At 63.4% G+C, this 22,328-nt stretch carries 26 protein-coding genes; 16 read left to right on the top strand and 10 right to left on the bottom strand.

Annotated elements, in window-relative coordinates; translation table 11 throughout:
- Position 1: 1 nt before the first annotated feature.
- The 4 genes from RJT37_RS09755 (at position 2) to RJT37_RS09740 (ending at position 3,454) form a co-directional block, all read left to right on the top strand.
- Positions 2-940: an ABC transporter permease gene (locus RJT37_RS09755; RefSeq protein ID WP_313683968.1), complete on the top strand. Its 939-nt coding sequence runs from the start codon at positions 2-4 to the stop codon at positions 938-940.
- Positions 937-1,911 carry an ABC transporter ATP-binding protein gene (locus tag RJT37_RS09750; protein WP_313683967.1) on the top strand — a complete coding sequence of 325 codons (975 nt, stop codon included), beginning with the start codon at positions 937-939 and terminating at the stop codon, positions 1,909-1,911. The genes RJT37_RS09755 and RJT37_RS09750 overlap by 4 nt, the downstream gene beginning before the upstream one ends.
- Positions 1,908-3,017 carry an ABC transporter ATP-binding protein gene (locus tag RJT37_RS09745; protein ID WP_313683965.1) on the top strand — a complete coding sequence of 370 codons (1,110 nt, stop codon included), beginning with the start codon at positions 1,908-1,910 and terminating at the stop codon, positions 3,015-3,017. The genes RJT37_RS09750 and RJT37_RS09745 overlap by 4 nt, the downstream gene beginning before the upstream one ends.
- Before the next feature lie 125 nt (positions 3,018-3,142).
- Positions 3,143-3,454, top strand: a complete 312-nt coding sequence (locus RJT37_RS09740; RefSeq protein WP_313683963.1) for a hypothetical protein — start codon at positions 3,143-3,145, stop codon at positions 3,452-3,454.
- 290 nt (positions 3,455-3,744) lie between these two features.
- On the opposite strand, the gene RJT37_RS09735 is transcribed toward RJT37_RS09740, so the two are convergent.
- Positions 3,745-4,257 carry a DUF4188 domain-containing protein gene (locus tag RJT37_RS09735; RefSeq protein WP_313683961.1) on the bottom strand — a complete coding sequence of 171 codons (513 nt, stop codon included), beginning with the start codon at positions 4,255-4,257 and terminating at the stop codon, positions 3,745-3,747.
- A 241-nt stretch (positions 4,258-4,498) separates the two neighbouring features.
- Here RJT37_RS09735 and RJT37_RS09730 point away from each other — a divergent pair, with 241 nt between their 5' ends.
- The 4 genes from RJT37_RS09730 (at position 4,499) to RJT37_RS09715 (ending at position 7,047) form a co-directional block, all read left to right on the top strand.
- Complete coding sequence (locus RJT37_RS09730; RefSeq protein WP_313683959.1) at positions 4,499-4,957, top strand: hypothetical protein; 459 nt, start codon at positions 4,499-4,501, stop codon at positions 4,955-4,957.
- Positions 4,958-5,455: 498 nt separating this feature from the next.
- A complete protein-coding gene (locus RJT37_RS09725; protein WP_313683957.1) occupies positions 5,456-5,824 on the top strand; it encodes a helix-turn-helix domain-containing protein in 369 nt (122 codons plus the stop codon).
- Positions 5,825-6,464: 640 nt separating this feature from the next.
- On the top strand, positions 6,465-6,701 hold the full coding sequence (locus RJT37_RS09720; protein ID WP_313683955.1) for a hypothetical protein: 237 nt from the start codon (positions 6,465-6,467) through the stop codon (positions 6,699-6,701).
- The gene (locus RJT37_RS09715; protein WP_313683953.1) at positions 6,694-7,047 is read left to right on the top strand and encodes a type II toxin-antitoxin system PemK/MazF family toxin; all 354 of its coding nucleotides are present in this window, start codon (positions 6,694-6,696) and stop codon (positions 7,045-7,047) included. The genes RJT37_RS09720 and RJT37_RS09715 overlap by 8 nt, the downstream gene beginning before the upstream one ends.
- A gap of 190 nt (positions 7,048-7,237) precedes the next feature.
- Here the strand turns inward: RJT37_RS09715 and RJT37_RS09710 are convergent, their stop codons facing one another.
- The 5 genes from RJT37_RS09710 to RJT37_RS09690 form a co-directional block, all read right to left on the bottom strand.
- Positions 7,238-7,777 (bottom strand): PIN domain-containing protein, encoded by a 540-nt coding sequence (locus RJT37_RS09710; RefSeq protein ID WP_313683951.1) that lies wholly within the window; start codon positions 7,775-7,777, stop codon positions 7,238-7,240.
- The gene (locus RJT37_RS09705) at positions 7,778-8,098 is read right to left on the bottom strand and encodes a hypothetical protein (protein WP_313683950.1); all 321 of its coding nucleotides are present in this window, start codon (positions 8,096-8,098) and stop codon (positions 7,778-7,780) included.
- A gap of 178 nt (positions 8,099-8,276) precedes the next feature.
- The gene (locus RJT37_RS09700; RefSeq protein ID WP_313683949.1) at positions 8,277-8,585 is read right to left on the bottom strand and encodes a chorismate mutase; all 309 of its coding nucleotides are present in this window, start codon (positions 8,583-8,585) and stop codon (positions 8,277-8,279) included.
- Positions 8,582-9,439, bottom strand: a complete 858-nt coding sequence (locus tag RJT37_RS09695) for a shikimate kinase (protein ID WP_313683947.1) — start codon at positions 9,437-9,439, stop codon at positions 8,582-8,584. The genes RJT37_RS09700 and RJT37_RS09695 overlap by 4 nt, the downstream gene beginning before the upstream one ends.
- A gap of 98 nt (positions 9,440-9,537) precedes the next feature.
- Positions 9,538-10,203, bottom strand: coding sequence for a MaoC/PaaZ C-terminal domain-containing protein (locus tag RJT37_RS09690; RefSeq protein WP_313683945.1), 666 nt, complete (start codon positions 10,201-10,203; stop codon positions 9,538-9,540).
- 116 nt (positions 10,204-10,319) lie between these two features.
- Here RJT37_RS09690 and RJT37_RS09685 point away from each other — a divergent pair, with 116 nt between their 5' ends.
- Both RJT37_RS09685 and RJT37_RS09680 read left to right on the top strand, forming a co-directional pair.
- Complete coding sequence (locus RJT37_RS09685; protein WP_313683944.1) at positions 10,320-10,784, top strand: DUF5796 family protein; 465 nt, start codon at positions 10,320-10,322, stop codon at positions 10,782-10,784.
- The gene (locus tag RJT37_RS09680) at positions 10,784-11,014 is read left to right on the top strand and encodes a DUF7508 domain-containing protein (RefSeq protein ID WP_313683943.1); all 231 of its coding nucleotides are present in this window, start codon (positions 10,784-10,786) and stop codon (positions 11,012-11,014) included. The genes RJT37_RS09685 and RJT37_RS09680 overlap by 1 nt, the downstream gene beginning before the upstream one ends.
- A gap of 34 nt (positions 11,015-11,048) precedes the next feature.
- Here RJT37_RS09680 and RJT37_RS09675 read toward each other — a convergent pair whose 3' ends face one another.
- Positions 11,049-12,188: a DR2241 family protein gene (locus RJT37_RS09675; RefSeq protein ID WP_313683942.1), complete on the bottom strand. Its 1,140-nt coding sequence runs from the start codon at positions 12,186-12,188 to the stop codon at positions 11,049-11,051.
- Positions 12,181-13,074, bottom strand: a complete 894-nt coding sequence (locus RJT37_RS09670) for a CbiX/SirB N-terminal domain-containing protein (RefSeq protein WP_313683940.1) — start codon at positions 13,072-13,074, stop codon at positions 12,181-12,183. The genes RJT37_RS09675 and RJT37_RS09670 overlap by 8 nt, the downstream gene beginning before the upstream one ends.
- Positions 13,075-13,239: 165 nt before the next feature.
- Here RJT37_RS09670 and RJT37_RS09665 point away from each other — a divergent pair, with 165 nt between their 5' ends.
- Positions 13,240-13,761, top strand: a complete 522-nt coding sequence (locus RJT37_RS09665) for a DUF7523 family protein (RefSeq protein WP_313683939.1) — start codon at positions 13,240-13,242, stop codon at positions 13,759-13,761.
- A gap of 7 nt (positions 13,762-13,768) precedes the next feature.
- Here the strand turns inward: RJT37_RS09665 and RJT37_RS09660 are convergent, their stop codons facing one another.
- Positions 13,769-14,731, bottom strand: a complete 963-nt coding sequence (locus RJT37_RS09660) for an L-lactate dehydrogenase (RefSeq protein WP_313683937.1) — start codon at positions 14,729-14,731, stop codon at positions 13,769-13,771.
- Positions 14,732-14,870: 139 nt separating this feature from the next.
- On the opposite strand from RJT37_RS09660, the gene cysS reads away from it, so the two are divergent.
- Positions 14,871-16,355, top strand: coding sequence for a cysteine--tRNA ligase (gene cysS / locus RJT37_RS09655; protein ID WP_313683935.1), 1,485 nt, complete (start codon positions 14,871-14,873; stop codon positions 16,353-16,355).
- Positions 16,356-16,776: 421 nt separating this feature from the next.
- Here the strand turns inward: cysS and RJT37_RS09650 are convergent, their stop codons facing one another.
- A complete protein-coding gene (locus RJT37_RS09650; RefSeq protein WP_313683933.1) occupies positions 16,777-17,064 on the bottom strand; it encodes a DUF357 domain-containing protein in 288 nt (95 codons plus the stop codon).
- A gap of 153 nt (positions 17,065-17,217) precedes the next feature.
- Between RJT37_RS09650 and RJT37_RS09645 the strand changes: the two genes are divergently transcribed.
- From RJT37_RS09645 to RJT37_RS09630, 4 genes are all read left to right on the top strand, one after another.
- Positions 17,218-18,285 (top strand): NAD(P)/FAD-dependent oxidoreductase, encoded by a 1,068-nt coding sequence (locus RJT37_RS09645; RefSeq protein ID WP_313683931.1) that lies wholly within the window; start codon positions 17,218-17,220, stop codon positions 18,283-18,285.
- A 271-nt stretch (positions 18,286-18,556) separates the two neighbouring features.
- Positions 18,557-19,981, top strand: a complete 1,425-nt coding sequence (locus RJT37_RS09640; RefSeq protein WP_313683929.1) for an MATE family efflux transporter — start codon at positions 18,557-18,559, stop codon at positions 19,979-19,981.
- 224 nt (positions 19,982-20,205) lie between these two features.
- A complete protein-coding gene (locus RJT37_RS09635) occupies positions 20,206-21,813 on the top strand; it encodes a BCCT family transporter (protein ID WP_313683927.1) in 1,608 nt (535 codons plus the stop codon).
- Between the two features lie 187 nt (positions 21,814-22,000).
- Entirely contained in the window at positions 22,001-22,285 is a 285-nt protein-coding gene (locus RJT37_RS09630) for a DUF7545 family protein (protein ID WP_313683925.1), read from the top strand.
- The last annotated feature ends 43 nt before the right edge of the window (positions 22,286-22,328 follow it).

Below are 22,328 nucleotides of genomic sequence, written 5' to 3'. Positions count from 1 at the left end.
AATGAGTGAACGCACGTCTACTGAAATCGACTGGGAAGGGATACTCGAAGAGTGGAACGAAGAGGTAGAGGAGATCAGCAGCGCGGAATCCCGGTTCGAACGTGTCTGGTACTTCATCAAGGACCTGTCGAGCCATCGTCTGTCCATCGTCGGTGGAATGTTACTGGTTCTCGTCGTCGTCGTCGCCATCTTCGCGCCGCAACTCGCCCCCTACAGTCCCACTGCGATCCATCCGACGGCGATCAGAGCCCCGCCGTCGGTGGCGCATCCGATGGGAACCGACAGCCTCGGACGGGACATCCTTTCGCGGGTGATCTTCGGGACTCGGATCGCACTCCAGATCGCCGTCACGTCGATGGGGATCGCTTTCGTCGTCGGCTCTCTCCTCGGTGCGTTGGCCGGATACTACGGCGGCTGGGTCGACGCGGCTGTCCGGACGGCGATCGACACGACGTGGGCGTTTCCAGCGATCATTATGGGACTGGCGCTGGCGTCAGTTCTCGAACCGAACCTCACGACAGTTCTGGTCGCCATCGGCCTGGTGTTCTGGGGTGTCTTCGCCAGACTCGTCCGCGGGGAGGTCCTCTCGCTTCGGGAACTGGACTTCATCAAGGCGTCGGAGGCCATCGGACTGAGTGATACGATGATCATCTTCAAACATCTCATCCCGAACGCGATCATTCCCGCGTTCGTCGTAGTGACGCTGCAGATGGGGAACGCGATCGCCGTCGCAGCGTCGCTGTCGTTCCTCGGACTCGGCGTCCAACCCCCGACCCCGTCGTGGGGGATTATGCTGTCTACCGGTCGGCAGTACATCACCTCGGCGTGGTGGATCTCGGTATTCCCGGGACTGGCGATCGTGCTGGTGATTATGTCGTTTAACTTCCTCGGCGAGGGACTCCACGACACGATCGATCCGAAACTGGAGGACAAACGATGACACAGAAACTGCTCGAAATCAGCGATCTACACACCTCGTTCCACACCGACGCGGGAACAGTGAACGCGCTTCGCGGCGTGAATCTAACCATCAACGAAGGTGAACGCGTCGGTCTGGTGGGCGAATCCGGTAGCGGCAAGTCGGTCACCGCACAGTCGGTCCTCAGACTGGTCGATTCGCCGGGCGAAATCGTCGACGGATCGATCGAACTTCACGGACAGGATCTCCTGTCGCTTTCGAAGTCGCAGATGCAGCGCGTCAGGGGACGTGATATCACGATGATCTTCCAGGACCCCTCGACCTCACTAGACCCCGTCTACTCGATCCGAAGCCAGATGATCGAGAAGATCGGACACAATCGGAACATAAGCGATGCGGAGGCGGAGTCGGTCGCAATCAAATATCTCGAGAAGGTCGATATGCCGAACCCGAAGCGGATCCTGGATAGCTACCCGCACGAATTGTCAGGAGGAATGAAGCAACGTGTATCTATCGCGATGGCGTTAGGATTCGATCCGGATCTGATAATTGCAGACGAACCGACGACTGCCCTGGATGTCACCGTCCAGAAAAAGGTAATAGATATTTTCCGTGAGGTCGTCGAAGAGGAAGACGTATCAGTTCTATGGATTACTCATAATTTAGGAGTAGTCGCGGAGTTCTGCGACAAAATCGGGGTCATTTACGCCGGGGAAGTCGTCGAGTACGGAAGTGTGTACGACATCTTCGATCGACCGACTCACCCCTACACACGCGAACTGTTACAGACGATTCCGAATATCGAGCGGGCGGACGAGGAGTTACGTGTGATCGAAGGAACGGTCCCAGATATGCGGGAGCCACCGAGCGGGTGTGCTTTTCACCCGCGATGCCCCGATGCGGAGCAGCGGTGTGAGACGACGCACCCCGACAAGGTCGAGGGTCGGGATCACCAAGCCTCGTGTCTGGTGCACGACGCGGAGGACCAATGAGCCGCCGCACACAGCCACGCGCGGATGCGATGACGGACGAGCCGCTGCTGAAAGCCAGGGCCGTGAAACAGCACTACCCCATCAAAGAGGGTATCTTCCGACGACAGACCGGAACGGTACGCGCAGTCGATGGTGTCGACCTCGACGTCTATCCCGGTGACACACACGCGATTGTCGGCGAATCCGGGTGTGGGAAGAGCACACTGCTGGAGACGCTTCTCGGACTCGAAGAGCCGACAGACGGGACCGTCTCGTTCGAAGGGACCCCGATCAACGAGCTCTCCAGCAGCGAAAAGCGGGCCATCAAAAGCCAGATTCAGATCGTCTTTCAGAACCCCGAATCCTCACTCGATCCGCGGAACACGATCGGGCAGATAGTCAGCGAACCGCTTCACCTGCATACGGATGCGACGACGCAGCAGATCGACGCCAGGGTGGTGAGCCTGCTGGACGACGTGGGACTCGGCCCACGGTACTACGGGCGCTATCCGCACGAACTCTCCGGCGGCCAGCAGCAACGCGTTGCGATCGCTCGCGCGATCAGTCTGAACCCCTCGCTGCTTCTCTTGGACGAACCCACGAGCGCCCTCGACGTGAGCGTGCAATCGAAGATACTCCGACTGCTGGACGAGATCAAGGACGAATACGATCTGACATACGTGATGGTGACGCACGACCTCTCGGTGGTGCGTCACTTCGCGACGCACGTCTCGGTGATGTATCTCGGCAACATCATCGAGAAAGCGGCGACGGAAGATCTGTTCACGGACCCGAAACACCCGTACACGCAGGCGCTTATTTCGGCCGTTCCAGTTCCGGATCCGCATCACACCTCAGAGAACGATATTACGCTTCCGGGGAGCGTTCCCGAGCCCAGTGATCCTCCCGAGGGGTGTCGATTCCACCCGCGGTGTCCGATCGCGACAGACGAGTGCTCCGAAGGCTTCCCCGAGTTCGAATCGCACGACGAACACGACGTTCGTTGCATCCGCGTCCCGGAGGCAGAAGATCTGGGCTCAAGAGAGGACAGTGCCGCAAGCACAGACGACGGTCGCTCCGGTACCAGTTTCTCAGCGGCCCATCCTGAGGACGGGGGGCGGGAGTGAGCCGATCGTATTCGGCCAGCCGATTTGAACTCGGCCGCTGAATCGAACCGGACCCACGCTGGTTGCCCGATCGCGACTGTCAACGAAGCATAATATATAAGCGAGGTAGCTGTCTCGACGATGATATGGTGGATCTGCTTTTTCAGGATGTCGTACTGGACTCAAGAGGGACCAGAACTACCGAGAACGGTGTACTCGTCGACAAAGGCTGGCGAGCAACCTGCAAAACCTGTTCGACGGTTCACAAGGTAGATCTGGCAGAGTTTGACGTACCAGTGACAACGTTCGACAGCGGGGAGAAACACATTCCGGTGGACGACGAAGTGTTCCGGTTTGTGGCCGAAATGCGTGCCTGGAACTGTTGCCACGAGGGAGAGGAACCGTACGATGGATTTCCGGAAGCGCCTTCGGCCCCCTACGGAGTAAAACTGGGATGAATGCATACTGATTGCTGTAACTTTCTCCTGGTACCCGACACGAAGAGACGAGAGTAATCAGTGCCAGTACGTCGACCGAAACGCCGCCGCTGTCACTGGCTGTGGCGTTGACGGGCCGGGAGGGTCCGAATCGAAGGCCTCACTGTCGAGTGACGGCGTGCTGTGAAACCCGTCCAGCGATACTGGTTCGGTCGCCTGACGGGTGATCCCAGTCGTCGGGAGAGACAGTCGAAGCGTCTTGCTGACGACGGTTAGCGTATACTCGAGAAACACCGCAGGAAACCAGACGACTAGCGTGAGTCTATGCGCCCCGTAGCCGTTTTGCGGTGTCCGGTGGCGGGAACAATATCGGTATCGTCGCAGGCCGCAAGCCCGTGGGCTGGCATATTGTTGTAGACGGTTTCGTACTCGCCGTCGGTGACGAGGTAGGTTTCGTGCCGGATCCCGACTGCCGCGTCGTCTTTGGTACCGTTCCGGTAGTACTCCTGCCACGCCGGGTAGTGGGACTGATCGCCGTCGCGGGCGTATTCCCGGAGTGATTCGAAGGAATCCCAGTACTGGACGAACCCGATGTTGCGGATCCCCGGGCCGAGGACCGTCCTACTGCCGAGGAGACCCGATTCGGAATCGGTGAGAAGTTCGCGCAGCATTCGCGGTGCAACCAGCAGGACCGGGAGCCACCGGTGGAGTTTCCAGAACGCGTTGATTCGCATCCCGATGTGGAACACGACGAACTCTTCGTCGCGTTCGGCTGCGACTTTCTCCCGGTAGATTCCGTTGTGGTCCGGATCAGCGTTTAACATCGGACGTGTCTTCGGAGGGCTATTCCTTGCAGTTTGACCCAAGATGTTGGGATTTGCCGGCCCAGACTCCGTCGTCGGGAATGGCCTCGGCGGGAAGAGACGAAAGCCGTCAACGGAGGTTGCGCTCGGCGGTAAAGATGAGAGTAATCAGTGGCAGCAGACATCTGCACCTTCGCCGTGAAATTCTGCCATCCCAAGATGTTGGGCAAATTCTGACTGGTGAGTGTGGTAACCTACACGTATGGAAATCAAACGAAAGCTTCCGGTCGAACTGCCGACGGAGAACACGAATCTCACGCGGGCCTTCCTGCTGTTCGCGGTGATCCCGACGGTTCTGGGAGCGGCGCACCACGTCGACCATATCATCCGCGGCAACCACGTCGGGTGGCCGATCACCCCACACGTGAACGCGTTCACGTTCAGCCTCGCGATCTACCCGCTCCTCGGGATCAGCCTGTATCTCACGCTGACCCGACGCGTGGAAGCGAAATACTGGTCCGGGTTCTTCGCGTTCAGCGCCGGAATGCTCGCGTACTTCCACATCAGCCCGTGGGCGATCGAACCTCCCCGCGACGTGATGGTTCCGTACACCGATCCGGTGTTCGGGTACCTCGCGTTCGGAATCGTGCTCGCACTCATCGCCTCAGTCGTCGTCGGCGCCCTGTACGCCGCGGCGCTGTGGTACCACCATCCTGACTGATACCGATCACTCATACTGTCGGACACAGCTGTTTCAAGATATTCGCCGCCTCGGGCGGCGAAATTCTTCACAGACTTATGTCCGGCAGTATCAGTATGAGTAGCGCTTTCTGTCAGAAGGCCGCGCTGGAACTGACCGGTACGGCAGTATCGCAGTTGACACTTTAATACACAGCAGTCCTCACACGTGAAAGACAGGCGTCCTGCTTTGGTTCTCTGTCGTCCAGCAGAATGATGATCCGTGCCCGGTTCCGAATGGCCCTCTCGGAGGAAATCTGGCCGTACGAGGTATCGACGTCGTTCCCGGATGCGACACTTCGACTCCACACCGGCGTGCCGAAAGGCGACCGTGCGCTCGAACTCGGTGAAGTCCGTGCCGCAGACCCGAAAGCCGTCTCCGAGGCCATCCGAGGCCATCCCGACATCACGGGCTACGATGAACTGTACCTCGACGATACGCGAGCGATCGGGCAGTACGAGGCCGACGAAAAGAGCCTGTATGAGTTCCTGTGGGCATCCTCGCTTCCCCCCGGAATTTCCGATTACCGTCGAAGCCGGCGAGATGGAGTTTGCCCTGACTGCCACACAGCCACAGTTCGAGGCGTTCGGCTCAGGACTCGACGAAACTGGGAGACAGTACGAGTTGCTCTCGCTGGTCCACACCGATGATCGAGACCCGCTGCTGACCGGCCGGCCACGCGAATACCTCGCTATTGCTCACAATCACGGGTTCTTCGACGTGCCGCGGGAATCGACCCTCGCCGAGATGGCCGACACGCTCGATGTAGATCCATCCAGTGCGAGCGAGACGATCAGACGGGCTGTAAACCGTGTTATCGAGGACTTCATCACAGCACACGATGGATGACGTGACTATCTCTCGTTGGCTCTGATAGGGCGTGAATCAACGTTTCGGTTCTACAGCGACTCTTTCGGGTCGGTTCTCGCTTCTGAGGCTCGTACTGAGATGGGTGATATTGCGATTTGAGTTTCGATCTGTTCGGTCTTTCCCGCACCCGTCGACATCGCACTCGCTGAAGTACTGTTCCTGATCGTCCCAGTACTCGGAGTCTCGATAGCCATCAGTTGGCTGTCGTTGTCGCCTCGGTCGTGCTTCGAGGGCGTGAATGCGTCTCGTTTTGTGACCGACAGAGACATTGTGGCGACCGAGAAGACGTCGAAGCTGGGCGGTGTGGCCTCCACACAGGGCGGCGGACCGTTCAGTAGCCGTTATCTGGACGTGGCGATCGTGCCGTCGGAAGCCACTCTGCTCAGCGAAGTCACTGCCCACGAAAGTTCGCTTTTTGCCAGGCACATCCGTTCAGAGCCGACGGGAGCGCCTATCCGTCAGAACTTATTTCTCCGGGCTCTCTTTCGGTCTCCGTGGACTGTCTCTGTTCGACCTTGTTCTGGTAGCTGAAATCCATAATATATTCTGTAACTTCTACGGGAAGTCCGTGGGTAATAGTGGGTAACACATATCAGCAGCGGGTCCGTACCGTTCCCCGATGAAAGTCGACGCAACAGACCTCAAAACGAACGAGACGGACGACCGGGGTCGAATCTACCTCGGCACCGAGTACGCGAACAAGCGCGTAACCGTCGCCGTCGTCGAGGTGGAGTCCGACCGGCCAGACGACGACGAGCTGGCGACCGCCTATCGGGAGGCCTCCGAGAGCGCGGAGGCACTCGCCGAGGAGTGGAGGGAAACGTCCGACGAAGCGTGGGAACGCCTCGATGAGTGACGGGACGGACGTGCGACGGGGCGACGTGGTTATCGTTCGACTCGACCCCGCCGAAGGACACGAGATGAAGGAGACGCGGCCGGCCGTGGCCGTTCAAAACGATATCGGAAACCGAAACTCCAGCACGACCATCGTCGCGCCCGTCACGGGAACCTACCGGGAGTATCCGTTCGAGGTGTTCGTCGAGGCGGACGGGTCACCGCTGAAAAAGGATTCGTCAATCCGGCTCGACCAGATTCGCACCGTCTCGGTTCCTGAACGGATTCACTCGGTCGTCGGTTCACTCAACGGACCCACGATGGCTGAAGTCGACGAGGCGTTACAGCTGAGTCTCGGCCTCGACTGAGCTACCGGCCCTCTCTTTGTTCGACCTTGTTCAGGTAGCTGAAATCTATGATGGATTCTCTGGAATAGTGTCCAACAGCACGTCCAATACGACAGAATTCAGGATACAAAGGACGTGTATCGGTGGCGTATTTAAATGATCTGACCTTTCTCCACGGAGAGTCGTGGCTAGCGCGTGTCTAACAAGTCGATCACGTCGGATCGGGTTGCTCGTTATCGCGTTGCTGTCGAAGCGTGGACCGCGCCCGCTCGACGTAGGAGTTCGACGACCAACTGCGAGCGTCACTCATCTCGGCCAAGAACTCGTCGGCAGCGTCCGGCAAGATCGCGTCGTTGCGAACCAGCGCGGTGAGGAGGATGGGCGTCGTGACGAGGCGGGTCTCGGCCAGCGAGGCGTGGATGAGCGCAAGTCGATTGAACTCGTCACAGAGCAATTGCACGGCGTCGATCTCGTTCGCCAGCGTGACCGCCGCGTTCTCGCCGTCGTCCAGCGGGAACGTTTCGTCCGGTTCGATGGAACGAGTCTCCAACGCAGAGCGACGGTCGAGAACCGCCTGTGCCGCCTCACCGGATGCGTCGTCGTAGGACGCCGTCTCGGTGAGTTCGCCGACGACCTGCTCTGGGACGACCACGGTGTGCGAATCGAGGAGGAGGTCGAGTGGATTCGGTGATGTGCCTGCCACCGTCCCGAGGCTTACGAGAGCCGACGTGTCGGCGACTATCAGAACCATCTACGAGTCGGCCAGCTCCTCCGCGACCTCGTCCACGAATTCGTCGGTCAGTTGCTCCTTCAGCAGTCGGAAGTTGGCGGCTTCCTCGTGCCCGACGAGGGCTTTCAGTTCCTCGAACGTGATGTCGTCGTCGTAGAAGGCCTCCGCGATCTCCTGTTTCACCTCGTCAGAGTGCGCGGCGTCCCGCAGGTAGTCCCGAAGCGCGGAGATGAGGATGTCCGTCCGATCCGTCTCGAACACCGCAGCGAGCGCGTCGGCCCGATCTACCAGGCCCCTCGGTGCACGGAACTGGACGCGCTTCTTCTTTGATTCGGAACTCATATGTGTACATTGTGAGTGCGGGAGCAAAACGATTGCCCTCTTGTCCCTACCACCTCCTTCGGAGCCACCGAAACCGGAGATGGTGTTTCTCACCGAGCCTGGATCGAAAGAGCAGCTATCGGAAGAATACTTTGTGGACTAAACGGACTCTATACGGCTTGTATTGTCGAATTTCGAGCTATCGACTCTCTCTTTGCTCCACTTTGTTCAACTCGATGAGCAACCTGAACACGGCCTTCACGAGGTTCGAGTCGACATCGAAGTGATCGGCGTTCCGCCCGGCCCGTTCCATTACGCGCTCCTCTTGGCCTTCGTCCGTGGTGGGGAGCCCACGATCCGCTTTCACCTGTGCGACCGAGTCCGCCACGTACGTCCGGCGGGCGATCAGTTCGACGATCTCGCGGTCGATGTCTTCGATCTCTTCGCGCAGTTCGTCCAGCGAGGGTTCCTCCTCGCGATCGCCGTCCGTGTGTTCGTTTCGGGTCATTCGAGTCGTGCTCCGTCAGTTCGCGTGGTCGTCCGCCAAGTCCGGCCGTCCCGTTCGTTCCACTGTGCCTGTACGCGGTCGACCCCGTCGCTTCCGGGTTCCGCCACGGCGACGACGCTCGGTCCGGTGCCCGAAAGCGAGACGCCCGCGACGTGCGGCATCGCCTCGACTGCGGGATCAGCCGAGAAGCCGAGCGCCGCCGAGAACGCCAGACCGTTGACCGTCATCGCCTCGGCGTAGCGGCCGTCGAGCGCCAGGTCCGCGACCAGATCAGCCATCGGCGCGACGTTGCCACACCGGTCGACGTCGGCGTCGGCACTGTACGCTCGCTCCGGTGGCGTCCAGACGAGAACGTCCCACTCCACCGTATCGTGGGCGAGGAGTTCGTCCTCGGCGTTGTCGGTGACGGTGACGCCGCCGAGCATCGACGCCGAGGCGTCGTCGAACGCGCCCGTGACGGTGACACCGACGTCGCGTGCGGCGCGAACGCCGAGGCGACAGGCTGCAAGCGGTTCCGGATCCGCCCCCAGCGCGTCGGCGGTCGCCAGAACCGTCGCGTTCGCCGCTGCGCTGGAGCTTTTCAGGCCGGCGGCCATCGGAACGTCGCTTTCGGTTCGGACCGTACCGCCCGAGACGTCGCCGTCGCCGTAGGTCTCGATCGCGAGTTCGACGCAGCGCTCGATCAGTCGGGTGTCGGTGTCGTCGTCCTCGGCGATCCGTCCCGTTACCGTCCCGGAGTCGTCGAGATCGACGGTCGCGGTCGTCTCGACGTCGATGGCGAACGCCGACCCGACGCCCGTCGAGAGGGCGTTCAGCACCGTTCCGGCCCCCAGTGCGACTGCACGACCGTGCATACACGAACGCTATCGAGCGTGGTAAAAGGTGTAGCGGTTGCGGGTCGGCCTCGCGTGGGAGGTGGCGGGTGGTGCCGCGGACGCAGAACGGCAGGCGGCTACGCCGAGTTGTCGCGCCGGATCATCCCCAGCACGCGCCAGCGGACGACCGTCTCGCCGTCCGGGTCCTGCCCCATCACGTCGACGTCGATGTGGCCGCGGCGCGGATCCGACTCGGAGACGCGCTTGTCGACGATTTCGACCGCGGCGGACAGCGAGTCACCCGGCCGGATGGGGCGGTACCACCTGAGTTCGTCGACGCCACGGCCACCCAGGAACGCGATCCGACCGAAGAACGCCTCGGTCGCGAGCCGACTGCAGACACAGAAGCTGTGCAGGCCGCTTGCGACGAGGCCGTCGAACGGCGCGGCGTCGTCGACGTCGTCGCCGATATGGAACGGTTGCGGGTCGTACTCCGCGGCAAAGTCGACGATCTCCTCGCGGGTGAACGTCACTGTCCCGTCAGCGACGTAGCGGTCGCCCACGGCGACGTCCTCGTACGTCAGTCGCTCGGCTGAGGGGCTCGCGTCCGTTTCGGATTGTGCTGCGGTGGTATCCGTCTCGGATTCTGCCGCAGCGGTTGCCGTTTCGGACTCTGCCGCGGGGACGTCCGTTTCGGACTCTGTCGCGGGGACGTCCGTCTCGGATTCTACCGCGGGGGCGTCCGTCTCGGATTCCCCCGCAGAGATGTCCGTCTCCGGGGCGTCGCGGTCCTGATCGCTCACAGTCGCTGGGTCACTGGCCGGCGTGAAAACCGCTGCGTTCGCGAACGGCTCTTTTGCGCCGCCGCGCCAGCGACGCCATCGCGGTCCTTTTGAATCGGACGCTCGAAGACGAATGTATGAGCGCGCGCAACGACGTCCCGCCGAGCACCGTCGGCGTCGAACTCCTCGACCACGGCGTCGAGGTAGAGTACACCGACGGGCGGACGACGCTGTACCGGGGCGTCCCCGAGCCCGTGACCGACACGCTCACGACGCCGCCGAAGAAGGAAACGCACGTTCTCGTTACGGATCCGACCGAGACCGAGGGCGTGATGCTGTACGTCAACGACCTGAAGACCCACGACGACATCCTCGAATCGACCGGTGTCGGCCGGGTGATCCTCGACGACGGCGAGGAAGAAGAGCTGTTCCCGGGCGTCACCGTGCGCCGCCCCGGCGGGATGCGCACAGAGATCGAAGCCGATCCCGAGGTGGCGCGGGGCCGCGTGTTCGTCTTCGTCGAGGACGACTGGAGCGAAAAATCGTACGAGTTCGTGCAGGATACCGAAGACGCAGACGAGGGTGACGGCGAGGCCGACTGATGGCGCTCAGAAAGTGCTGGCGGCCGCTGAGTCGCGGAACGGTCGGCTCGGCACCCGACGCCTACGGACTCATCGAGTTCGGCGACGGGGACGGCAACGTGATCGAGGCCACTGCGGGATTTCTTCCGGATGCCCTCCGCGAGGAACTGGCCTACGGCGAGGCCGAACAGGTGCGGTGGGAACGCGCCCAGTCGAAGGCACACGCCGAGCAATTGCTCGAAGAGCGGTAGGAGGGCGTCCGAGGTCGGGGTCTCACTCCCGGGGTCAGTGCTCGTCGCCGTGTTCGGTGTGCCCGTCTTCACCGTCCTCTGGGTGCGTCGCCGTCCCCGACAGGTTCCCCTCGTCGTCGAACCGCTTGGCTCTGAGGTATCTGGCCCGGTACCGGTTAGCACCCTCGTAGACGTCGGCCTCGCGGATCTCGTCGGTGCGGTCGTCGGCGACGGCGTCGATGATGGCCTCGATCTGCTCCTTTTCGGAGGGCGTTAGCTCGAACTCGTAGGTCTGTGTCTCCTCCTCTTCGAGTTTGGTCCACTTCCGCGCGGCCGCGACGACGAGCGAACACGGTTCGCGGCAGGGGAAGGCTCCGTCCCCGCCGTCGGCGTCGAGTTCGTGGTCCGCGTCGTACTCCCACTCGCGCCGCTTGAGACACTGGGAGTCCACACAGCAGGCCTCCGCCATCCAGTCGACGGCCGCGGGCGGAAGGTCTTCGACGACGTCATAGATGCCGGTCTGTCGCTCAGCGGTCTCACGCCAGTGGGTGACGTCGAGTTCGCCCTCGCGTTCGAGGTTCCAGTTGGCGACGGAGGCAGGATAGAGGACGTCCAGCGTCTCGACGGCGTCGCGGCCGTCGAGGTCCGGGAAGACCCACCCGGAGACGAGCGACGGGGCAGTCTTCAGGGGCCGGTACCGACCCGTCTCGTCGTAAGTCGCGATCTCCCGCGCGGCGAGTGGGTCCTCGTAGACGTCCAGTTCCGCCGTGTCGACCCCGTCGTCGTCCGCGTGGCGGACCTCGTAGCGACGGTGCCCGTCGGCTGCGAGCGTTGCGGTGACGAGGACGTCGCCCCATTCCGTCTGTAGTCCCGATCGGAGCGCCTCGTACCGCTCGGGAACCGAATGCTCCTCGGCCACCTCGGCGTGGCGGAGGAACGCCCGACGATGACGCCCCGAGTGGCCGACGACTTCCTCCCAGTAGTACCAGTTGGTGATATACGGCGCGACGTCGTCCTCGTGCGCTGTCGCACGGACGTCGGCTTCGGTGAGGTTCTCGCGACGAACGTCGGACTCGTCGATCTCGAGGGTGTATCCGGCGGAATCCGCCGTGATGTGCAGGCCGTCGAAGTCGACTCCCGAGTCCGCCGCGCGATCGAGGAGGGCATCGAGTTGGGTGTCCCGCACGTCAGTCACCCGCCGCCGGCGTCTCTCCGTCGACGTCCGTCTCGCGGGTCTCCTCGCGGACGGTCGCGATCGCCGACTCGATGTCGGCGCCGGCGTCGGCGGCGCGTTCGAGCACCACGTCGGCCATCAGCCCCTCGGTGCCGACCGCGCCGGCGTACCAGATGCGATGGCCGTCGACCTCCGCGGGGACGTCGTAGCCCGTCCGGTAGTCGTCGGTCAGGCCCATATCCTCCGGGATGTCCTCCTGGGTGTGGAACCCGTCCGCGACGAAAAGCGGGACGACGACGACGTCTTCGGACTCGAAGTAATCGGTCACGTCGTCGACCTCTGGCTCTTCGTCCATATAGAGCGCCTGGACCTCCTCGAAGCGGTCGAGTTCGCGGACGCGGTCGGCGTGGTACTCGATCGCCTTCGCGGAGTTCTCGTTGCGTTCGGTGCCGTGGCCGACGACCGCGAAGCCGAAGCCCTCGCCGACGTCGGGGTCGCCGGTCACGGTCTCCGCACGGCGAACCAGCACGTCGGTCATCGCCTCGTGCGTGCCGACCGGGCCGCAGTAGTGGACTGTCTGGCCGGTGTCCTCGGCGGTGAGCGTCGCGGTGTCGGCGCTCAGACCGTCGGAGTCCCACTCGGCTACGTCCCAGCCCGACAGGCGGAGCTCCCGCGGGATCACCTCTTCGGTGAAGTATCCTTCACTGATGAAAAGCGGGACGACGTAGACCTCCTCGGACTCGACAGTCCGGAGCACTTCGCGTAGCGACGGTTCCTCCTTCCAGAAGCCCGTCTTCACCTCGTCGAACGCGCCCGTCGCGCGGATGGTGTCCGCGTGGCGGTGTGTCGGTGCCGACGAATCGGGGTTGAGATGCGACCCGTGTGCCACGATAACCAGCGCTTGCATACCCGATCTGTGTCCGGAACGCCCTTAGGGACTTCGGGTTCCGAAAACGTTTCTTGGGGTTTTCGGAAGGTGAAATTCAGCCAGTGGGGCCGGCAGGGGCGGGCGGGAGCGAACTCGGCTCCGACACCCCCGGAACTTTTGCGCACCTCGAACGAGGACACCTGTATGTCACTTGCCGCCGAAACGCGGGCCGCGGTTCGGGCCCGTCCGTGGTTGCTTCGCGCGCTCCGGGCGGGCGTGGTCAACTACGCGGCCGCCGCCGAGTCGCTCGACGTCGAGGGCGAGACCGAATCGATCGCGACGGCACTGCGCCGGTTCGCCGAGGATCTACCGGCTGCGGGGACACAATCGCGTGAGGTCACCGTTCGGATGCGGAGCGGGGTCGGCCTCGCTGGCGTCGACGTCGACGGTGGGAACGGCCCGAGCGACCCTGACGCCGCGGCGCTGCTTTCGGTCGTCGACTCGTCGATCGTGACCGCCGACGGGAGCCTCACGGCCATCGTCGTCGAGGGGGCAGTCGACGCGCGGGCGCTGTCTGCCGTCGTCGACCGACTTGCTGCCGAGAACGTCATCGTCGACGCCGCCGGCGTCGCGGACGGCGACCTGGTCGTGGTCGTCCCCCGCAACGACGGCGCGAACGCGCTGCGACTCGTCGAATCGGCGCTGTCGGCGGTACCGACCCAATAAACGCGGGTCAGTCGACGTTCAGTCGGTCGATCGATTCGCGAACGACGGCCGCGGAGTCTTCGAGTGCCCTCTGCTCTCCGTCGGAGAGATCGAACTCCAGGACATCGCGGACGCCGGCCCGGTTGACGGTACAGGGGAGGCTCAGATAGACGTCGTCGATCCCGTACTGCCCGTCGAGCAGCGTCGAGACCGTGAGGATCGAGTCGCCGTCGCCGAGGATACGCTCGACGGTAGCCGTCACCGAGCGCGCGACGCCGTAGTTCGTCCGTCCCTTGCGCTCGATGATCTCGTAGGCGGCGTCGCGGACCTCAGCGGAGATTCGCGTTTCGAGCAGGTCGGTATCTTCGATCCCGCGCTGGGCGCAGTAGGATTCAAGCGGAATGCCACCTAGATTCACCGAATCCCAAACGAGGACCTCGCTGTCGCCGTGTTCCCCGATCACGTACGCGTGGACGTTCGCCGGATCGAGGTCGAACTCCCGGCTCAACGCGTGCCGAAAGCGAGCCGTATCCAGCACGGTTCCGGAGCCGATCACCCGCTCGGCCGGCAGGTCCGACACCTGCCAGGCGACGTACGAGAGGACGTCGACCGGGTTCGTGACGACGAGCAACACGGCATCGTCGCGGAGCCCTGCAGTGATCTCCGGGACCATCTCCGCGAAGATATCCGCGTTGCGTTCTACCAGATCGAGCCGCGTCTCGTCGGGTGCCTGGCTCGCGCCCGCAGTGACGATCACGACGTCGGCGTCCCAGCAGTCCTCGTATCCGCCGGTACGAACCGTCACCGGCGAGGTGAAGTACGCACCGTGTGCCAGATCCATCGCCTCCCCTTCGGCCCGCCCGTCGTCGATGTCGACGAGCACGATCTCGCCGACGAGTCCGCTGTCCATCAGGGCGAAGGCCGCGGACGACCCGACCGCACCTGCGCCGCCGACAATCGCGACCGTCCCTTTCCCGCGTCGAGCGCTCATAAACATATATTATTCCGGAGCCGAGTAAACAGTAGCGGTCGGTGCGCCCGCGCCGACGTCCCCTCCGGCCACCGCAGAGAGGCGTCCGTGACCGTCCGTTCCGACGGGTTGAAAAACGCGTCCGGAGAATGGGAGGGTGATGACGCTGTCCGTGACCAACACCCTGACGGGCGAACGCGAGGAGTTCGAACCGCGGAACGACGAGGACGTTCTGCTCTACGTCTGTGGGCTGACGGTCTCGGACGACGCACACCTCGGGCACGCTCGCCTGTGGGCGCACGCCGACGTGATGCACCGCTGGCTGGCTCACGAGGGCTACGACGTCCGGCACGTCGAGAACTTCACCGACGTCAACGAGAAGATCGTCGCACGGATCGGCGAAGCGGGCGAGAGCGAATCCGAGGTCGCCGAGCACTTCTCGTCGCACGTGATCCGCGATATGCGCGGGCTGAACCTCAAGCGCGCCGAAGTGTATCCGCGCGTCTCGGAGCACGTCCCCGAGATCGTCGACCTCGTGGAGACGCTCGTCGACCGGGGCTACGCCTACGAGTCGAACGGCTCGGTCTACTTCGACGTCACCGCCTTCGACGACTACGGGAAACTCTCGAACCAGCGCCTCGACGAGATCGAAACGCAGGGCGCGGCGGCGGAGCGCTCGGAAAAACGCCACCCCGCGGACTTCGCGCTGTGGAAGGCCGGCGCGGTCGATCCCGGCGACATCGCGGAGCATCGCGACGCCGACCTCGATCCGATCGAGGAACCGGAAGGCCTGACCTGGGAGTCGCCGTGGAGCGAGGGCCGGCCGGGGTGGCACGTCGAGTGTTCGGCGATGTCGATGACGCATCTGGACGATACGATCGATATCCACGTCGGCGGGAGAGATCTGGTCTTCCCGCATCACGAAAACGAGATCGCCCAGAGCGAGGCGGCGACCGGCGAGCAGTTCGCCCGCTACTGGCTCCACGTGGGCCTGCTACAGACGGCGGGCGACAAGATGTCTTCGAGCCTCGGCAACTTCCTCACCGTCGACGAGGCCCTCTCGGAGTACGGCGTCGACGTGGTTCGGACGTTCTACCTCTCGACCGCCTATCGTAGCGAGCAGACGTTCGGCGAAGCGGAGATGCGCGAGGCCGAAGAGCGGTGGGAGCGACTCGAACGCGCCTACGAGACCGCGGTCGACGCCTGCGACAGCACCGACGCTTACGCGAAGGTCGAAGACGAGGCGTTCCGCGACACCATCGCGGAAACCCGGGAGTCGTTCCGGGCGGCGATGAACGACGACTTCAACGTCCGCGAGGCGATGGCCGCGCTTTTAGAACTCGCGACGGCGGTCAATCGCCACGTCGACGACGCCGACGCCTACGACTTCTGGGCGCTCAGAGAATCGATCGAAACGTTCGAGGACCTCGGCGGCGAGGTCTTCGGCCTCTCGTTCGGCGACGAGGCCGCGGGTGAGGGGACGGTCACGCTCGCCGAGGAACTGGTCGAGCTCGTCTTGGAGGTCCGCGAGGCCGAACGCGAGGCGGGCAACTACGAGCGCGCCGACGAACTGCGCGACGACCTCGTCGAACTCGGCGTCGAGGTACAGGACAGCGACGACGGACCGACCTACCGGTTCGAATAGCGGACGGAAAACGGTCGCTCGGTGTGGTGAAACGCAAGCGCTGTTGAAATCCACACGTGGAGAGAGATCTCGACCGGTTTGGGAAATATACAGCGCATATCCGAGTGAGTATAAATGGATTATACGATTAAGCCACACAGCCATGCAGTCTCCCGCCGTTCATTGATGTATGGCACAGAGAAACCACGCGGGCGATCAAGCAAGAGACACTGAATCAAAATTCTACCTTCCCGGCGCGTCCGGTCCCCAGGCGGTGCCTACCCGGGTTGAGCGGTACGTCCGGCGTCTACTCCGCCAGCGGGGCACGTATCGGATCCGCATCAGCCGCAAAGAGCACTAGCCGTTCTCGCCGTGGTGCTGACTGCACGCTCTGGAACGTGCACGTCACTCCCTATTTTGATCGTTTAAAAGTCCGGGACGCCTACTCGACCGTGAACAGGTCGGTGGCCTCGGGCACCGAAAACAGCCCCATCCGGACGCCCGCATCCAACCAGCCGTACCCGTAGGAGAACGCTGCCAACGCGTTCACCGGATCGTCGTCCTCCCGGAAGTGCCGCCCGTCTTCGAGATACGACTGCGCCATCTCCCGGATCTCCGCGGCAGTCTCGCCCAGGGGCGTTGCCTCCGGAACAGCGATCTCTGCGGCTCCCAGCGCGTCGGCGAGCATTCCCTCGTAGCGGTTCGTCTTCTCGGTCAACTCCGCCGTCATATGCCGTACTCCTCGCTCCGGCAGTATATATTGCGCCCGTCGGTGGCGGCAGTTGTACCCGGCAGTAGTATTGTGAACTATGTACAAGACAGTCTGGCGGACGGTGCGCACGACAGCGGAACCTAAAAGGACGCGTCCACCGAACGAATGGATATGACAGAGGACACCGACGAGATCGTTGATCACCGACCGCTCATCGTCGCCGGTTCGGGTATCGCGGGCCTGTCAGCCGCGATCTACGCCGGGCGGTCGAACAACGACCCGCTCGTCTTCGAGGGCGATGAACCGGGCGGACAGCTCACGCTGACCACGGAGGTCGACAACTATCCGGGCTTCCCCGAGGGGATCTCCGGTCCGGAACTCGTTCAGAATATGAAGGCGCAGGCCGAGCGGTTCGGCGCCGAGATCAAAAACGGGATGGTCGAGGCCGTCGAGGGGGACGAACGGCCGTTCACGGTCCGGATGAAGAACGGTGACGTCTACACCGCCGACGCCGTCATCGCCGCCTCGGGCGCGTCGGCACGGACCCTCGGGATTCCCGGCGAGGACGAGCTGATGGGCTACGGCCTCTCGACGTGTGCGACCTGCGACGGTGCGTTCTTCCGCGACGAGAAGATCCTCGTCGTTGGCGGCGGTGACGCCGCGATGGAGGAGGCGAACTTCCTCACCAAGTTCGCCTCGACGGTGTACATCGCCCACCGCCGCGAGGAGTTCCGCGCGGAGGACTACTGGATCGACCGCGTGATGGAGAAAGTCGACGAGGGCGAAATCGAGATTATGCGGAACACGGAGGTGACGGAACTCCACGGCAGCCGCGAGGACGGGATGGACCACGTCACTTTGGTCTCCCATCCAGAGGGCCACCCCACGGAGAAACTCGACGACCCCGACACCGAGGAGTTCGACTTCGACGTCGGCGCAGTGTTCTACGCAATCGGCCACACGCCGAACACGGAGTATCTCGAAGATACCGGCGTCGAACTCGACGACGAGGGGTACCTGCAGGCGAAGGGCGGCGACGGCGGCGGCCAGACGGCCACGGACGTGCCCGGCATCTTCGGCGCGGGCGACGTCGTCGACTACCACTACCAGCAGGCGGCCACCGCCGGCGGGATGGGCGTGAAGGCCGCTCTCGACGCCGACGACTACCTGGAGGAACTGGAGCGGAAAGGCAAAGCCGCCGCGGGCGGTGAGGTTGCGGCGGCCGAGAGCGACGACTAACACCCACCTTTTTTCACCGGGGCCTCGCGCTGCCGGAGGCAGCGCTCGACCCCGGCCAAAAAATCTGGACCAAAAAAGACCGCTCGCTTCGCTCGCGGTGAACGCCGCGCTGCGCGCGGCGATGCTGGAAACAATTAAAAAAGGACCGCTGTCGACAACGGAAGCACTTAGCGACTTGGTTACGATTCACTGACTCTCAGGGGCGGCGAATTACCGGCGACCCTCGCCTGCGAACGCAACCGATTAGCCGACGGCGACTCACCATCGGAACGTGTCACGCCTCCGCCGTACCGGATCGACCCTCGCCCGAGCACTGGCGAGTGCGGGCGTCATCGACGAACGCCGGCTCGAAGACACCCTCGAGTTGGCGTGGCCGCGGATCGTCACCGGCTTTGCGATTATGTCCAAGCGGACGGTGGATCTGGCGCTCGTCGGGATCGTCATCGGATCGACGGCGGTCGCGGGGCTGACGATCGCGAACGCCTTCTGGATGGTCGCGAAGTTCCTCGCGATCGGCCTGGCGGGCGGGACTGTCTCGCTGGTCTCACAGAACTACGGCGGCGGCGACGTCGATCGGGCCGCCGCGGTCGTCCGCCTGAGTGTCCTCCTCGCGTTCGCGGTCGGCGTTCCGACAGCCATCGTGTTCGGCCTGGCCGCGGAACCGCTCGTCGGCCTCGTCGGCGACGATCCGGACAGCATCCGCCACGGCGCGACGTACCTCGCCATCGTCGCCCCCGGACTCCTGTTCGAGTATCTCAATCTGATCGCCAGTCGGACGTACGCCGGCGTCAGCGACACCTTCACCCCGATGGCGATGCGGGCCGGTGGCGCCATCGCTAACATCGCGTTGTCGTCGTTCTTTGTGCTCGGACTGGGGATGGGCGTCGCGGGAGCGGCGTTCGGGACCACGCTGGCGACGGCACTCGTGACAGTCGCGTTCTCGTGGGGGATGACGGGGCGGAACTACCTCCGCGGCCGCGGTGCCAGCCCCGTCCCGCTCACCCTCTCGCGGCCGTTCGTCGACCGCGAACTGCTCCGCCAGATCGCGCAGGTGTCGGCACCGCTCATCGCCCGGCGGGTCGCACAGGGGCTGGTTGTGTTCCCACTTTTGGCCATTGCGGCCACGTTCGGTCCCGTCGCGGTCGCAGCTGTCGGCGTCGGCCGGCAGGTCCGCGCGCTGCTCGGGAGCTTCTCGTGGGGCTTCTCCATCGCGGCCTCGACCCTGGTCGGCCAGGAACTCGGGGCGGGCGAGGAAACCGAAGCCGAGGCCTATGGCTGGGGGATCGTCCGCCTCTCGGCGCTGGTCTACGTCGGTGCCGCCGCCATCGTCGTCGCGTTCGGTGATCCGATCGCAGGCGTGTTCGTCGACGACCCGGCGAACCGCGAACTCTCGGCGTGGTTCGTGCGGGTCGCCGCGGTCAGCGTGATCGCGCTCGGCATCGACGGATCGATCACGGGCGCACTCCGCGGCGCGGGCGACACCCGCGTGCCATTTATCGCTGCCCTCGCCGGGCTGTATCTCGTCGCGCTCCCGGTCGCGTGGCTCGGAACCGTTATCCCGGCACTCGGCGTCGGCGGCCTCCTGATCGCGCTGTTCGCGGAGACGGCTGTGCCGATGGTAGTGAATCTCCGTCGCTTCCGATCGAACCGCTGGAAGGCCGTCAGCCGAAGTTATCGTCCCGGCGCGGCCGACTGATACTGATTACTCTCGTTTCTTACCGCCGAGAACCGCCAACGCGGTGGAGCTCGGCGGTAGAACGTGAGAGTAATCATAACGACTGTGACCGCGTAAGCGAAGACGTGCAAACGGGACGATAGCGATCGGCGGGACCCCTCGGCGGCGGGGTCCTGCGTCCCCACTTCAACGGGTTGCATATGTCGTCTCAGCTTTGACAACCCGTCACGCGGAGACGAAACTGTATGCATACGGTGCGTGCGATCCTGAGACAGTTCGTGGACGAACTCGACTCTGTGGTGTTCGGCGTCGGGTTCTTGGTATCACTAACCGCCATACTGGTCTTTTTCTCGAATCCGGAAGCCTCGGCGGACCGGATGGGACGGATAAACGAGTACCTCTGGACCGAATTTATGTGGGTGTACATCGGGACGATGTTCCTGATGGTGACGTTCAGCCTCTGGCTGATGTTCGGCCGCTGGGGAGACATCAAACTCGGAAAGCCCAATGACGATCCCGAGTTCGGCCTGCTGTCGTTCTTCTCGATGATGTTCTCGGCCGGCATCGCGGCCGGCATCGTGTTCTGGGGGCCGGCGGAGGCGCTGGCGCACTACGAGACCGTTCCGCCGCTGATCGGTGCCGAGGCGGGAACGCCCGCGGCGGCGGTCGGCGCGATACAGTATACGCTCTTTCACTGGGGAATCTCCTATTGGGTCCCGTACCTGATTGTGGCGCTTCCGATTGCCTACTACGCGTTCCGCAAAGACGCACCGATGCGCGTCTCGACGCTCATCGCGCCGTTCGTCGGCGTCGAAAACCTCGATGGCTTCTGGGCGAAGACCATCGACGTGCTGGCTGTCTTCGCGACCATCGGCGGCATCGCGACGACGCTTGGCTTCGTCGGCAGACAGTTCCTCACCGGCCTGCAGTACACCGCCGGCGTCTCGCTCGGCGACGCGGGGACGGTGCTCGTGATCACTGGCCTGACAGTCGCCTTCACCGTCTCGGTGACGCTCGGCGTGAAGAAGGGAATCGCGCGCGTCTCGCTTTTCAATATGGCCGTCTTCGCCGGCCTCGCGGTCGCGACGTTCCTCCTCGGGCCGACGAACTACATTATGAACACTGGACTCCAGGCAGTCGGGGGCTACTTCGGGGAGTTCCTCACGATGAGCCTCTACACCAACGCGACCGGCACCGGCGAGTGGGTCGGTAACTGGACGGTCTTCTACTGGGCGTGGGTGTTCTCGTGGGCGCCCTTCGGCGGGCTATTCGTGGCCCGCATCTCGAAGGGGCGGACGATCCGGCAGGTCGTCGCGACGGCGCTCATCGGCGCCACAGCCTCGACGATCCCGTGGTTCCTCTCGATGGGCGGCAGCGCCATCTTCTTCGAGCGTAACGACATTGCACCGATGCTGCAGATGGTCGACCAGTATGGCGTCTCCGTCTCCGGGTTTCCGCTGTTCGGAGCGCTCCCCTTCGGCGACGGCCTCGCAGCGGTGTTTATGCTGCTCGTGGTGACGTTCTTCGTCACGTCGGCAGACTCCTCGACGCTGGCGCTTGGGATGCTCACCACCGGCGGCAAGCAACACCCCTCGACGGTCAATCGGCTCATCTGGAGTGGACTCATGGGAGGCCTCGCGTCGCTTCTCATCGTCGGCGGCGGCATCGACGCCCTCCGCTCGTCGGCCATCATCACCGGGTTCCCCTTCGCGATCATCTCGATCGTCGCTATTGCGGGAATGGTCTGGGAGTTCCAGTCGGTCTCGCCGCTGCTCTCCTCGGATACGGATGGGACAGTCGTGGAGGCGACCGACACCGCGGCGATGTCCTCACCGACCACCGACGACGACTGATAATGGTTACTCTCACTGTATCCCGCCGAGGGCCACCCCCGTCGACGGCGGTCGGCGGGAAGAGACGAGAGTAATCATTAGATACTCACGGTGGCAAGCACTGCTGTAACTGGGTATCGGTGATCACAACTCCGCTGTTCACGGCCGCTTCCCACAGACCCTTATGCCACGCCGCCGGAGGGGGAGTATGGTCGACACCGAGACCTACACGATCGAAGCGCCGAACGGCGACGTCGAGGAACTCGAACTCCCCGAGGGACTCGCCGACGTCTTCACCGAAGCGGGCGAGTCGTCGACGGCGGTCGTCGGCGACCTTCTGGTCCAGTCGTTCGCACAGCAGGCCCACGCGGTCGTCCATCACGGCCAGGGCGAGACACCCGCCGATCTGGAAGCGCTGAACGAAAAGATGGAAGACCTCTTCGAGGAGCGGTTCGGCGTCCCGCTCGACGAGGCGATGGGCCACAGCCACTGATCGGCTTCTGACTTTTGCCGACGCGTGAGAGAACAGACAGCAA

Origin of the sequence: Halobellus marinus (assembly GCF_032113415.1) — an archaeon.
GTDB classification, from domain to species: Archaea; Halobacteriota; Halobacteria; order Halobacteriales; family Haloferacaceae; genus Haloquadratum; species Haloquadratum marinus.
This window is presented reverse-complemented; position numbering and strand designations above follow the sequence as displayed.

Bases quoted from the DNA above. Each gene is read 5' to 3' on its own strand.
- RJT37_RS09755 (WP_313683968.1), top strand. From the start codon at position 2: ATGAGTGAACGCACGTCTACTGAAATCGACTGGGAAGGGATACTCGAA.
- RJT37_RS09750 (WP_313683967.1), top strand. From the start codon at position 937: ATGACACAGAAACTGCTCGAAATCAGCGATCTACACACCTCGTTCCAC.
- RJT37_RS09745 (WP_313683965.1), top strand. From the start codon at position 1,908: ATGAGCCGCCGCACACAGCCACGCGCGGATGCGATGACGGACGAGCCG.
- RJT37_RS09740 (WP_313683963.1), top strand. From the start codon at position 3,143: ATGGTGGATCTGCTTTTTCAGGATGTCGTACTGGACTCAAGAGGGACC.
- RJT37_RS09735 (WP_313683961.1), bottom strand. From the start codon at position 4,257: ATGTTAAACGCTGATCCGGACCACAACGGAATCTACCGGGAGAAAGTC.
- RJT37_RS09730 (WP_313683959.1), top strand. From the start codon at position 4,499: ATGGAAATCAAACGAAAGCTTCCGGTCGAACTGCCGACGGAGAACACG.
- RJT37_RS09725 (WP_313683957.1), top strand. From the start codon at position 5,456: ATGAGTTCCTGTGGGCATCCTCGCTTCCCCCCGGAATTTCCGATTACC.
- RJT37_RS09720 (WP_313683955.1), top strand. From the start codon at position 6,465: ATGAAAGTCGACGCAACAGACCTCAAAACGAACGAGACGGACGACCGG.
- RJT37_RS09715 (WP_313683953.1), top strand. From the start codon at position 6,694: ATGAGTGACGGGACGGACGTGCGACGGGGCGACGTGGTTATCGTTCGA.
- RJT37_RS09710 (WP_313683951.1), bottom strand. From the start codon at position 7,777: ATGGTTCTGATAGTCGCCGACACGTCGGCTCTCGTAAGCCTCGGGACG.
- RJT37_RS09705 (WP_313683950.1), bottom strand. From the start codon at position 8,098: ATGAGTTCCGAATCAAAGAAGAAGCGCGTCCAGTTCCGTGCACCGAGG.
- RJT37_RS09700 (WP_313683949.1), bottom strand. From the start codon at position 8,585: ATGACCCGAAACGAACACACGGACGGCGATCGCGAGGAGGAACCCTCG.
- RJT37_RS09695 (WP_313683947.1), bottom strand. From the start codon at position 9,439: ATGCACGGTCGTGCAGTCGCACTGGGGGCCGGAACGGTGCTGAACGCC.
- RJT37_RS09685 (WP_313683944.1), top strand. From the start codon at position 10,320: ATGAGCGCGCGCAACGACGTCCCGCCGAGCACCGTCGGCGTCGAACTC.
- RJT37_RS09680 (WP_313683943.1), top strand. From the start codon at position 10,784: ATGGCGCTCAGAAAGTGCTGGCGGCCGCTGAGTCGCGGAACGGTCGGC.
- RJT37_RS09670 (WP_313683940.1), bottom strand. From the start codon at position 13,074: ATGCAAGCGCTGGTTATCGTGGCACACGGGTCGCATCTCAACCCCGAT.
- RJT37_RS09665 (WP_313683939.1), top strand. From the start codon at position 13,240: ATGTCACTTGCCGCCGAAACGCGGGCCGCGGTTCGGGCCCGTCCGTGG.
- RJT37_RS09660 (WP_313683937.1), bottom strand. From the start codon at position 14,731: ATGAGCGCTCGACGCGGGAAAGGGACGGTCGCGATTGTCGGCGGCGCA.
- cysS (WP_313683935.1), top strand. From the start codon at position 14,871: ATGACGCTGTCCGTGACCAACACCCTGACGGGCGAACGCGAGGAGTTC.
- RJT37_RS09650 (WP_313683933.1), bottom strand. From the start codon at position 17,064: ATGACGGCGGAGTTGACCGAGAAGACGAACCGCTACGAGGGAATGCTC.
- RJT37_RS09645 (WP_313683931.1), top strand. From the start codon at position 17,218: ATGACAGAGGACACCGACGAGATCGTTGATCACCGACCGCTCATCGTC.
- RJT37_RS09635 (WP_313683927.1), top strand. From the start codon at position 20,206: ATGCATACGGTGCGTGCGATCCTGAGACAGTTCGTGGACGAACTCGAC.
- RJT37_RS09630 (WP_313683925.1), top strand. From the start codon at position 22,001: ATGGTCGACACCGAGACCTACACGATCGAAGCGCCGAACGGCGACGTC.